We start from the raw sequence: 12,047 nt of genomic DNA on the forward strand, positions 1-12,047 counted from the left end.
GGCGGGGGCGGCGGCGTCCCGCCCGCGAGCGCGGCCGCCGCGCGGCGGGCCAGTTCGGCGACGAGGCCGGCCTTCCACGCGCCCCAGGCGGCGGGGCCGGTGGCGGTGCCGTCGGCGATCGCGAGGGCGGCGAGCAGGTCGAGGATCTCGCGCTCGCGTCCCGGCACCCGGGACACGGCGTCGATGACGGTCTGGACGGTCACGGGGTCGTCGATGTCGCGGCGGGTGGCGGTGTCGGGGAGCAGCAGATGGTGGCGGACGAGCGTTTCGAGCACGCGGACGTCGTCCTCGGGGAAGCCCAGGCGGGTGCCGATGCCGCGGACGGCGGCGGCGCCCGCGGTGGAGTGGTCGCCGGGCCGGCCCTTGCCGATGTCGTGGAACAGGGCGCCGGTGAGCAGCAGGTCCGGGCGGGCGACCTCGCGGGTGAGGGAGGCGGCGCCGGCGGCGGTCTCCACGAGGTGGCGGTCGACGGTGAAGCGGTGGACGGGGTTGCGCTGCGGCCGGTTGCGGACATGTTCCCACTCGGGGAGCAGCCGGACGATCAGCCCGGCCCGGTCGAGGGCCTCCCAGACGGCGATGGCGGCGGAACCGGCACCGAGCAGGGAGACGAGCGCGTCGCGGGCGGCCGGGGGCCACGGCACGGGCGGCAGGGCGGCGTGTTCGGCGAGCCTGGCCGCGGTCGCGGGAGCGAGCGGCAGGCCGGCCTGGGCCGCGGCGGCGGCGACGCGCAGGACGAGGGCCGGGTCGCGGAGATCGGCGCTCCGCGCGAGCACGACCTCTCCCCCGTGCTCGACGGCGCCGTCGCCGACGGGCCGCCGCTCGACCCCTGGGCGCCGTCCGGCGTCCGCCGACCGCGTGCCCGGCCGTGCACCGGCCGGTTCGCGTGTCGCCGCCGGGCCGGGGTGATCGAGTTCGTTGCGGGAGCGGGTGGTCCTGGACCGGGTGACGCGGTCGACGCGCCGCCACAGGTTGGAGCCCGCGTAGGTGATCGTGCGGGCCGCGTCCACGATGGAGCGCTGCAGGACGTCCGCGTCCGGCAGGGCGAGCGCGCGCGCGACGGCGTCCTGTTCTTGGAGGACGAGGCGGTCGGTGGAGCGCCCGGTGACCTCGTGCAGAGCGTGCCGCACGTCGAGGAGCAGGTCGTGGGCGGCCCTGACCGGGCCGTCCGGGGCGGACGCCACCCAGGACGCGGCGACGGCGTGCATCACGTGGACGTCGCGCAGCCCCCCGTGGGCTTCCTTGACGTCGGGTTCGAGGAGGAAGGCCAGCTCGCCGCGGGTCTCCCACCGCTCCCGGCACATCGCGGACAGGTCGGGCAGCCGGACGGCGGCGTCGGCGCGCCAGTCGGCGAGGACGGCGGCGCGCAGTTCGTCCACCAGCGTGTGGTCGCCCGCGACGCGGCGCGCGGACAGCAGCCCGAGCGCGGCCTTCATGTCGGTGCGCGCGACCGTCCGGGCCTGGTGGACGGTGCGGACGGAGTGGTCGAGGCGTATCCCGGAGTCCCAGAGCGGGTACCAGACCCGGTCGGCGATCCCGGCGACGTCGGCCCGCCCCCGGTGCAGGAGGACGAGGTCGAGGTCGCCGCCGGGCGTCAGCTCGCGGCGCGCGTGGCTGCCGACCGCGACGAGCGCGACCCCCTCCAGAGCCTCGCTCCCGCCCCGGCCGGCGGCGGTGGGGTCTTCGCCGGTGAGCGCGCCGGCCAGGAGGGCGCTCAGGTGCCGGTCCAGGTCGGCGGCCCGGGCGGCCCGCGCCGCCGCGAGGGCGGCGCGGGCGGCGGCGGGCGCGCCGGCCGCCGTCCCGCCGGACCCGCCGCCCGGCGGCCGGGCGCGGTCGCGCTCGGCCGCGGCGGGCCGGGTGGGGTCGTCGTCCGGGATGACGGGCCGGCGGGTGCGGGACACGGCGCGGCCTAGAGGGCTTCCGGGCCGGTCTCGCCGGTGCGGACCCGGACGACCGTGTCGACCGGCACCGCCCACACCTTGCCGTCCCCGATCTTGTCCGTGCGGGCGGCGCGGACGATCACGTCGATGATGTCGTCGGCGTCGTCGGCGTCGACCAGGACCTCGATCCGGAGCTTGGGCACCAGGTCGACCTGGTACTCGGCGCCCCGGTACACCTCGGTGTGCCCCTTCTGCCGCCCGTAGCCGCTGGCCTCGCTGACGGTCATGCCCCTGACCCCGAAGGTCTCCAGGGCCTTCTTGACCTCGTCCAGCTTGAACGGCTTGATGACCGCCGTGATGAGCTTCATTCCTACGCCTCAACCTTCTTCGACGGGGCGGCGGGCGCCGCCGCGGTCGCCCCGGAGCCGGAGCCGATGCCCGCGCGGATCGTGCCGAAGTCGTAGGCGGTCTCCGCGTGCGCCGTGCTGTCGATGCCGGCGGCCTCGTCGTCGGCGCTGATCCGGAAGCCCATCGTCAGGTCGATGACCTTCGCGATCAGGTAGGTCACGGTGAACGAGTAGGCGAGCGTCGCGAGGACGGCGACGGCCTGCTTGCCGAGCAGCGCGAACCCGCCGCCGGCCAGCAGCCCGTCCGCGCCCGCGTCGTTGACCGCGGTGGTGGCCAGGAGGCCGATCAGCAGGGCGCCGACGATGCCGCCGACCATGTGGACGCCGACCACGTCGAGCGAGTCGTCGTAGCCGAGCCGGTACTTGAGCCCGACCGCGAACGCGCACACCGCGCCGGCGACGAGGCCGAGGGCGATGGCGCCGAGCGGGGTGACGAACGCGCAGGCCGGGGTGATGGCGACCAGCCCGGCGACGACGCCGGAGGCGATGCCGAGCGTGGTGGACGCGCCGTCGCGCAGCTTCTCGACGGCGATCCAGGCGAACGCGGCGGCGCAGGTCGCGGCGAGCGTGTTGATGAACGCGACGGCCGCGGTGGCGCCGGCCGACAGGGCGGATCCGGCGTTGAACCCGAACCACCCGAACCACAGCAGGCCGGCGCCGAGCAGGACGAACGGCAGGTTGTGCGGGCGCATCGGCTCCTTAGGCCAGCCCCGGCGCCTGCCGAGGACGAGCACGAGCGCGAGCGCCGCGACACCGGCGTTGATGTGGACGACGGTGCCGCCCGCGAAGTCGAGCGCGCCGAGGTCGAACAGCCACCCGGACTTGCCGCCGTCCTGGCCGTCCGACCACCACACCCAGTGCGCGATCGGGAAGTACACGAGCGTCGCCCAGACCAGGGTGAACACGACCCACGCGCCGAACTTGGCGCGGTCGGCGACGGCGCCGCTGATCAGCGCGACGGTGATGATGGCGAACGTCGCCTGGAAGGCCACGAACACCAGTTGCGGGATGCCCGTGCCGTCGCCGGCCGTGGCGGCCTTCTCCAGGCCGACGAGCCCCCAGTCGCCGAACCCGCCGATGACCGGGCTGAGCGGGCCGCCGTCGCCGAACGTAAGGGAGTAGCCGTAGACGACCCACGCCATGCCCACCACGGCGATGCTGACGAAGCTCATCATCATCATGTTGAGCACGCTCTTCGCGCGGCTCATGCCTCCGTAGAAGAAGGCGAGCCCGGGTGTCATCAGCAGGACGAGCGCGGTGCTCGTCAGCATCCATGCGGTACTACCGCTATCGATCTTCATCTCTGGGACAGTCCCTCCTCGCCAGGGAACTTCGAACTGCTCAGAGACTCGACCTCGGCGGTTTCGCGCGCGGGGCCCCCGCGTTTCGCGGGTGTGAAAACCCACTCCCGGGTGTTTCGCAGGTGTTTCTAAGTCCTCACATGCCGTTTTTAGTCATGGAAAGGTTGATTTCAGTCGCCCAGGATCGCGTCGACGAACGCCTCCGGCTCGAACGGCGCGAGGTCGTCCGGCCCCTCGCCCAGCCCGACCAGCTTCACCGGGACGCCGAGCTCCCGCTGCACCTGGACGACGATGCCGCCCTTCGCGGTGCCGTCCAGCTTCGTCAGGACCACGCCGGTCACGTTCACGACCTCGGCGAACACGCGGGCCTGCTGCATGCCGTTCTGGCCGGTCGTCGCGTCCAGGACGAGCAGGACCTCGTCCACCGCCGCCTGCTTCTCCACGACGCGCTTGACCTTGCCCAGCTCGTCCATCAGCCCGGTCTTGGTGTGCAGCCGGCCCGCGGTGTCGATGATCACCACGTTGACCTTGGACTCGATGCCCTGCTTCACCGCGTCGAACGCGACGCTCGCCGGGTCGGCGCCCTCGTCCTTGCGGACGACCTGCGCCCCGACCCGCGTCCCCCACGTCTCCAGCTGGTCGGCGGCGGCGGCGCGGAAGGTGTCGGCGGCGCCGAGCAGCACCGTGTTGCCGTCGCCGACGAGGACGCGGCCGAGCTTCCCGCAGGTGGTGGTCTTGCCGGTGCCGTTGACACCGACGACCATCAGCACGGCCGGGCGGTCGCCGTGCGCCTCGGTGCGCAGCGAGCGGTCCAGGTCGGGGCCGATCTGCTTGACCAGCTCCTCCTTCAGCAGCGCCCGGACCTCCCCCGGGCTGCGGGTGCCGAGCACCTGGACGCGGGTCCGCAGGTCGTCGGTGACCTGGCGGGCCACGGAGGTGCCCATGTCGGCGGTGATCAGGGTGTCCTCGATCTCCTCCCAGGCGTCCTCGTCGAGCGTGTCGCGCGACAGCAGGCCGAGGAGGGTCTTGCCGAACGTGTTCTGGGAGCGCGCGAGCCGCGCCCGCAGCCGGACCAGCCGCCCCGCGCCCGGCGGCGGCTTCTCGATCTCGACCGTGGGACGCGGCGCCGGCACCTCCGTCGGCGGCGCCCGCTCGATCGTGGGGGCCCCGGCCTCCGCCTCGTCGGCGGCGGTCGCGCCGCCGGTCCGTTCCGACGGCCGCTCCACCGGCGGGCGCGGGCGTGTGCGGCGTGGCCGCAGCAGGGTGATGCCGCCGATGATCAGTGCGACGGCGGCCAGCGCGGCGATGACGATCAGATATTCCATAGCCCCCTCAGCTTTTCATGTCCGCCGCGGGGGGTGTGTCCGGCCTGGGCGTCTCCGCTCCGCGCCGGCCCGACGGGGGCCTCCGGGCCGGGAGGAGGAGAGAAAGGCGATCAGCGGAGCCGCTGGCTGACGACCTGGGTGACGCCGTCTCCGCGCATGCTGACGCCGTAGAGGGCGTCGGCGCCCTCCATGGTGCGCTTCTGGTGGGTGATGACGATCAGCTGGGACGACTCGCGCAGCTCCTCGAAGACGGTGATGAGCCGCTGCGTGTTGGTGTCGTCCAGCGCGGCCTCGACCTCGTCCAGGACGTAGAACGGCGACGGGCGCGCCTTGAACACGGCGACGAGGAAGGCGATGGCGACCAGGGAGCGCTCGCCGCCGGACAGCAGCGACAGCCGCTTCACCTTCTTGCCGGGCGGCCGGGCCGCGACCTCGACGCCGGTCGTGAGCATGTCGCCGGGCTCGGTCAGCGAGAGGCTGCCCTCGCCGCCGGGGAACAGCCGCGCGAAGATCCGCTCGAACTCGCGGGCGGTGTCCTCGTAGGCGGTGCCGAACACCTCCTGGACGCGGTCGTCGACCTCCTTGACGAGGCCGAGCAGCTCCCGCTGGGTCTTCTTGAGGTCCTCCAGCTGCGAGGTGAGGAACGCGTGCCGCTCCTCCAGCGCCGCGAACTCCTCCAGCGCGAGCGGGTTGACCTTGCCGAGCTGGTTGAGCTGCCGCTCGGCGACCTTGGCGCGCTTCTCCTGGACCGTCCGGTCGTAGGGGACGGGCCGCGCGTCCTCCCCTTTCTCCGGGTCGGGCGGGACGAGCTGGTCGGGGCCGTACTCGGCGACGAGCGACTCGACCTCCAGCCCGAACTCCTCCAGCGCGCGCTGCTCGTACTGCTCCAGCCTGAGCCGCTGCTCGGCGCGGGCGACCTCGTTGCCGTGCACGACGTTGACCAGGCGCTCCAGGGTGGCCGACAACTCGCGGACCTGCGTCCGGACGACCTTCAGCTCGGCCTCGCGCGCGGCCTTGGCCTGCTCGGCGGCCTCGCGGCGGCGGACGGCGGCGGCGAGGGAGTGCTCGATGCGGTCGAGGGCCGTCCGGGCGCCCCGGTGGACGGCCTTGGCGATCCTCGCCTGCTCCTCCCGGCGGGCGCGGCGCTGGGCGGCGCGGGCGCGCTCCTCGCGTTCGCGGCGGGCGCCCCGCTCCAGGGCGTCGGCGCGGCCGGAGATGGCCTGGACGCGCTCCTCGGCGGTGCGGACCGACAGCCGCGCCTCCATCTCGGCCGAGCGCAGCTCCTGGACGCGGGCGTTCAGCTCGTCGCGCGCCTCGGTGTCGTGCCCGGCCTCGTCGGCGACCTCGGCGGCCTCCTCCGACTCGGCGAGCCGCATCGCCAGTTCCTCAGCCGCCTCGGTGTCGCGCTCCAGCGACTCGTTCGCGGCGTCGAGGGCCTTGGTGAGGCGCTCCACCTCGCCGCGCGCGGCGCGGGCGTCGGCCTCCAGGCGGGCGGCGCGCTTGGCCTCCTGTGCGGCCTGCGCGTCGAACTCGCGCAAGCGCGCGCGGACGCGGTCGAGCTCGCTCTGGGCCCGGTCGACGCTCGACTGGGCCTCCCCGGCCGCGGCCTCCGCGGCCTCCAGCGCGGTCTGGGCGGACTGCTCGCGCTCCATCGACGCGCTGAGCTCGTCGGCGGCGGCGCCCGCCGCGGTCTCCGCGGCGGCGAGGTCCTCGGTGGCCTCGTCGAGGGTCGCGCGCATCCGCAGGAGGCTCTGCCCGCCGCCGGCCGCGCCGCCCTGGGCCCAGTGCGCGCCGACGAGTTCGCCCTCCCGGGTCACCGCGCGCAGGGACGGCTCCCGGCGGACGAGCGACGCGGCCGACGGCACGTCGTCCACCACGGCCACGTCCCGCAGGAGATGCTCAAGGGCCGGCCGCACGGCGGCCGGGACGGTCACCGCATCGAGCGCGTAGTCGACGCCCGGCACCCGCCCGGACGGCGCCGCCGCTCCCCCGCCGATGAGCAGCCCGGCGCGTCCGGCGTCGCGGGAGCGCAGCAGCGCCAGCGCGGCCTCGGCGGTGTCCAGGGAGCCGACGGCGATGGCCTCGGCGGCGTTGCCGAGCGCGGCGGCGACCGCCGTCTCGTACCCGGGGCGGACGTTCAGCAGGGACGCGACCGTGCCCAGCACGCCGTCGAGCGTCCCGTCCGCGCCCGCCGACAGCAGCGCCTCGCCGCCGTCGGCGGCGCTGGCGAGCGTCAGGTTCAGGGCCTCGATCCGGGCCTGCAGCGCCGCGACCCTCTTCTGCGCGGCCTGGTCGGCGGACCGGGCCGACGCCACGGCGCCCCGCGCCTCCTTCAGCGCCCGGCGCGGGCCGTCCACGGCCGAGCGCGCGGCCTCGGCGGCGTCCTTGGCGGTGGCGAGGGCCTCCTGCACGACCTGGTGCTCGGCGGCGAGCGCCGGGTCCTCGACGACCTCGGCCTCGAACGCCTCGAACTCCACCCGGGCGTCCTCGGCGCGCTGCTCGGCCTCCTCGCGGGCCTCGGTGAGCCGCCCGATCTCCGACCGCCCGGCCTGCGCCTTGCTGCGCAGCGCCTCGACCCGGCCGCGCGTCCGCGCCAGCTCCTCGCGGCGGTCGGCGGCGGCGCGCGCGGCGGCCTGCAGGCGGCGCTCCTCGGCGGCGAGGGACTCCTCGACGCCGGTCCGCTGCTCCACGGCGTCGGCGAGGCCGTCCTGCGCCTCGTCCAGCGCGGCGCGGAGCATCTCCTCCTGCTCGCGGATCTCGGCGGCCTCGCGCTCCATGTCCTCGGGGTCGCGGCCGCGCCGCTCCTCCTCGCGCGCTTCGGCGGCGTTGCGGTGCCGCTCGGCGGCGAGGTCGGCGACGCCCCGGAGCCGCTCCTTCAGCGCCGACAGCCGGAACCAGGTGTCCTGGACCTGCGCGAGCTTCGGCGCCTGCTCGGCCTCCTCCGCCTCCAGGACGCCCTCGCGCTCCTGGGCTTCGGCGAGCGCCCGCTCGGTCTCGGTGCGGCGCTCCCGGATCGCGGCCTCGTCGGCGGCCTCCTGCTCCAGCCTCGTCCGCAGCGTGACGAGGTCGTCGGCCAGCAGCCGCAGCCGCGCGTCGCGCAGGTCGGCCTGGATCACCGCGGCGCGCCGCGCGATCTCGGCCTGCTTCCCGAGCGGCTTCAGCTGCCGCCGCAGCTCACCGGTCAGGTCTTGGACGCGGGTGAGGTTGCCCTGCATCGCGTCCAGCTTGCGGAGCGCCTTCTCCTTGCGCTTGCGGTGCTTGAGGACGCCGGCCGCCTCCTCGATGACCGCGCGGCGCCCCTCGGGGCCCGAGTGCAGGACGCGGTCGAGCTGCCCCTGCCCGATGATGACGTGCATCTCGCGGCCGATGCCGGAGTCCGACAGCAGCTCCTGGATGTCCAGCAGGCGGCACCCGTCGCCGTTGATCGCGTACTCGCTCGACCCGGACCGGAACATCAGCCGGCTGATCGTCACCTCGGTGTAGTCGATCGGCAGGGCCCCGTCGGAGTTGTCGATCGTCAGCACGACCTCGGCGCGGCCGAGCGGCGCCCGGTTCGCCGTGCCGGCGAAGATGACGTCCTCCATCTTGCCGCCGCGCAGCGACTTGGCGCCCTGCTCGCCCATGACCCAGGCCAGCGCGTCCACGACGTTGGACTTGCCCGACCCGTTCGGCCCGACGACCGCCGTGATCCCCGGCTCGAACTTCAGCGTGGTGGAGGACGCGAAGGACTTGAAGCCGCGCAACGTCAAGGTCTTCAGGTACAAACCCTCGCCATCCTCCCTGCTCCGCGCCGGTGCCGGACGCCGGGCGCGCACCGGTCCGGCGCCCGACCGCAACGCTAGAGGCTATCGCGTACCTGCGCCGACGGCCCCGGCGTCGGCCGCACCGGCCGCCGCACCCGTCAGATGCCGCAATTCCACAGATCAACACGAAACGGCCATATTCGGTCGGCCCGAAAGAGGGAGAACCTTTACCGCACCTTGCACGAACCCGGCCCCGAACGGACCGACGGCCGCGCCCCGAAGACGACACCGCGACACGGGGCTAAAAGGCGACACTCTCCGGAACGCGAGGAAAGTCCACCGACCCTATGACCAGGGAATTCAAGCCCCGAGTACGGCGATGCGCCGTCCTTCTCCACTGCGGCACCCGCGGCGGACGGCCACCCGCCGGGCCCGGCGTTGCGAACGTGCGCGAAGCCGGGCGTCCGTCGCACCACACCGAGCCGGACCGTGACGGCCACGGCCGGCTCGGGGATCGAAGATTCGAAGGCCCAGCGCCGCCGGTGGTAGCGGCGTCTGGGCCGGGAGTTCTAAGCTCGACCTCCCACCGACCTCAGCGTTGCGATCGCGTCCGAAGGCAAGTTCGAGCCCGCGAGAACTTGATCGCGCAGCGAGCCCCCAGGGCGAGCCGGAGCGATGCCAGCGATCGCCCTTTGCTCGACGATAGAGGGCCGCCAGGCCCGAAGGAGGAGAGCAAAGAATGAACAGAGCGCCGATCAGGTCAGCGCGGGTTCGCGGTCCTTGACCGCAAGGGACATCACATCGTCGTCCGGCGCCGTCGCGAGCGCGTCGTTCTCTGCCTGAAGCCGTACGAGCTCGGCTTCCAGATCACGTACGCGCTGCTGCAGGCGCCGCATCTCCGCGACCATCCGGGGGTCGGGACCGCCGACGTGGCCGAGTAGAGCCTTCGCCATGACTAAGGGTCCTCCACGCTGAGTAACCAGCAGGGATCGCGCACGAGAATCAACTGAAGTCGGTGCGCGTATCGTCTAGAGTCGCACCGGCCGGTGTCCTGGTCAAGCCGCACATCACAGGCCGGTAACAACCTTCCTCTACTAGTTTAGCAGGTGCGAACCGGAACGCCCTACCCGGTCACCGCTCCAGAAAACCGGCGGCCTCGCCGCGCGGCTCGCTCCAGCGCTCGGTCACGCCCGCGACCCTGCCCGGACGCCCGGCGCCGTCACCGCCCAGCAGTTCGAGCAGGCGCAGGCATCTGCCGCGCGGGCCCTCCGCCACGACCTCGACGCGCCCGTCGCTCAGGTTCGTCGCGCTGCCGGCCAGGCCGAGCTCCAGCGCCCGCGACCGCACCCACCAGCGGAACCCGACGCCCTGGACGCGGCCGCGCACCCAGGCGGTGAGCCGCACGATCTCCTCGTCGTCCATCACGCTCCGGAACCCTAGTAGCGGGCCCGCCTCGGGCGCGGCTGGCACACCGGGCAGCTGTAGGACGAGCGGTTCATGAACTCGTCGCGGCGGATCGCGGTGCCGCAGCGGCGGCACGGCTCGTCGCGGCGGCCGTAGGCGTCCAGGGACCGCTCGAAGTAGCCGCTCTCGCCGTTCACGTTGACGTAGAGGCTGTCGAAGGACGTCCCGCCGACGGCGAGCGCGGCCCCCATGACGTCCCGTGCGGCCGCCAGGACGCGCGCGGCCTCCGCCCGCGTCATCGTGTCGGTGGGCCGGGCCCAGTGCAGCCTCGCGCGCCACAGCGCCTCGTCGGCGTAGATGTTGCCGACCCCGCTGATCAGCGACTGGTCGAGCAGCGCCCGTTTGATCCCGGTCCTGCGGCGGCGCAGCGCGCGGAAGAACGCCTCGGCGTCGAAGGCGTCCTCCAGCGGGTCGGCCGCGATGTGCACGATCGGCTCCGGGACGGTCGAACCGGCGCCGAACGCGTCCGGGACGAGGTCGGCGAGCATGAGGTGCCCGAACGTCCGCTGGTCGACGAAGCGCAGGTCGTGGCCGCCGTCCTCGAACAGGACCCGGACCCGCAGGTGCTTCTCGCGCTCGCGGCCGGGCTCCCCGACGAGCAGCTGCCCGCTCATGCCGAGATGCGCCAGCACCGCCTCGGACCCGTCGTCCAGCGGGATCCACAGGTACTTGCCGCGGCGGCGGGGCGCCCGCATCGTGCGGCCGGCGAGGCGCGCGGCGAAGTCCGCCGGGCCTGCCGCGTGGCGGCGCACCGAGCGGGGGTGCAGGACCTCGGCGGACGCGACCGCCCGCCCTGCCGTCCAGCGCTCCAGGCCCCGCCGGACGACCTCGACCTCGGGCAGCTCAGGCACCGGCCTGGGCCTCCTGCGCGGCCTGCCCGCCCGGATCGCCCGGCCCGCCCGATTCGCCCTGAGCCTCGGCCTGCGCCGCGGCCTCCCGCTGCACGACGATCGCGCGGATCTCGTTCCAGGCGGCCTCGGCGGCGTGCTGCTCGGCCTCCTTCTTGCTGCGGCCCTCGCCCGACCCGTAGGTCTTGCCGCCGACCCGCACCGACGCGCGGAACGTCTTCTGGTGGTCGGGGCCGCTCTCGGCGACGTGGTACTCGGGGACGCCGAGCTCCTCCACCGCCGTGAGCTCCTGCAGCGAGGTCTTCCAGTCGAGCCCGGCGCCGAGCCCCGCCGACCGGGTGATCAGCGAGTCGAACAGCCGGTGCACGAGCGCGGACGCCTCGTCCAGGCCGCGGTCCAGGTAGACGGCGCCGATCAGCGCCTCCAGGGTGTCGGCCAGTATCGAGGCCTTGTCGCGGCCGCCGGTGCCCTCCTCGCCGCGGCCGAGCCGGATGTGGGCGCCGACGCCGAGGCCGCGGGCGACGCCCGCGAGGGCGCGCATGTTCACCACGGCGGCGCGCAGCTTGGCGAGCTGCCCCTCGGGCAGGTCGGGGTGGCCCCGGAACAGGGTGTCGGTGACGACGAGCCCGAGCACCGAGTCGCCGAGGAACTCCAGGCGCTCGTTGGTGGGCAGGCCGCCGTTCTCGTAGGCGTAGGAACGGTGCGTCAGCGCCCGTTCGAGCAGGTCGCCGGTCACTTCGACGCCGAGCGCCGCGGTCAGTTCCGCCGGGTCCGGCGTGGGTGCGCTCTTCTTGGCGCTCACGGGCCCTCCTCGCAGGCCGTGCACCGCGCATGGCGCGGTCGCTGGAGCGGCGCGCCGGCCGCAGCGGCCGGGACGGCGAGGACGCGCGGCGAGGAGGATGTCCGCGAAGACGAGGTGCGCGCCGGTCTGCTGATCCCGGCGTGCACCACGGCTCCGGGCGCGGGCTCCGCGCCGGTCACCACGCCGACGTCGCGCGCCGGGGTGGTCGGGGTGGGAAGTCCGTCCCGCACCGTGGGGGGCGGGCCGCGCCGCGCGCGGATCCGCCCCCCAGGATGCGAGA

Annotated in this window: 9 protein-coding genes; all 9 read right to left on the reverse strand. The window is 74.3% G+C overall.

Going from position 1 to position 12,047, the window contains the following annotated elements; all coding sequences use genetic code 11:
* A partial coding sequence (locus tag E1284_RS03325) for a [protein-PII] uridylyltransferase (RefSeq protein WP_243714220.1) occupies positions 1 to 1,898 on the reverse strand: 1,898 nt, incomplete at its 3' end.
* Between the two features lie 8 nt (positions 1,899 to 1,906).
* Positions 1,907 to 2,245 carry a P-II family nitrogen regulator gene (locus tag E1284_RS03330; protein ID WP_067632136.1) on the reverse strand — a complete coding sequence of 113 codons (339 nt, stop codon included), beginning with the start codon at positions 2,243 to 2,245 and terminating at the stop codon, positions 1,907 to 1,909.
* A 2-nt stretch (positions 2,246 to 2,247) separates the two neighbouring features.
* Positions 2,248 to 3,585, reverse strand: coding sequence for an ammonium transporter (locus tag E1284_RS03335; protein WP_131936904.1), 1,338 nt, complete (start codon positions 3,583 to 3,585; stop codon positions 2,248 to 2,250).
* Positions 3,586 to 3,755: 170 nt separating this feature from the next.
* Positions 3,756 to 4,910, reverse strand: a complete 1,155-nt coding sequence (gene ftsY, locus E1284_RS03340; protein ID WP_131936906.1) for a signal recognition particle-docking protein FtsY — start codon at positions 4,908 to 4,910, stop codon at positions 3,756 to 3,758.
* A gap of 110 nt (positions 4,911 to 5,020) precedes the next feature.
* Entirely contained in the window at positions 5,021 to 8,674 is a 3,654-nt protein-coding gene (smc, locus tag E1284_RS03345) for a chromosome segregation protein SMC (protein ID WP_131936908.1), read from the reverse strand.
* Positions 8,675 to 9,408: 734 nt separating this feature from the next.
* Positions 9,409 to 9,606 (reverse strand): hypothetical protein, encoded by a 198-nt coding sequence (locus E1284_RS03350; RefSeq protein WP_083946295.1) that lies wholly within the window; start codon positions 9,604 to 9,606, stop codon positions 9,409 to 9,411.
* A 178-nt stretch (positions 9,607 to 9,784) separates the two neighbouring features.
* Positions 9,785 to 10,075: an acylphosphatase gene (locus E1284_RS03355; protein WP_131937026.1), complete on the reverse strand. Its 291-nt coding sequence runs from the start codon at positions 10,073 to 10,075 to the stop codon at positions 9,785 to 9,787.
* A 14-nt stretch (positions 10,076 to 10,089) separates the two neighbouring features.
* Positions 10,090 to 10,968 (reverse strand): bifunctional DNA-formamidopyrimidine glycosylase/DNA-(apurinic or apyrimidinic site) lyase, encoded by an 879-nt coding sequence (gene mutM / locus E1284_RS03360; protein WP_131936910.1) that lies wholly within the window; start codon positions 10,966 to 10,968, stop codon positions 10,090 to 10,092.
* A complete protein-coding gene (gene rnc / locus E1284_RS03365) occupies positions 10,961 to 11,767 on the reverse strand; it encodes a ribonuclease III (RefSeq protein ID WP_131936912.1) in 807 nt (268 codons plus the stop codon). Before rnc ends, mutM begins: the two co-directional genes overlap by 8 nt.
* Positions 11,768 to 12,047 lie beyond the last annotated feature (280 nt).

Origin of the sequence: Actinomadura bangladeshensis (genome assembly GCF_004348335.1) — a bacterium.
Taxonomy (GTDB): domain Bacteria; phylum Actinomycetota; class Actinomycetes; order Streptosporangiales; family Streptosporangiaceae; genus Spirillospora; species Spirillospora bangladeshensis.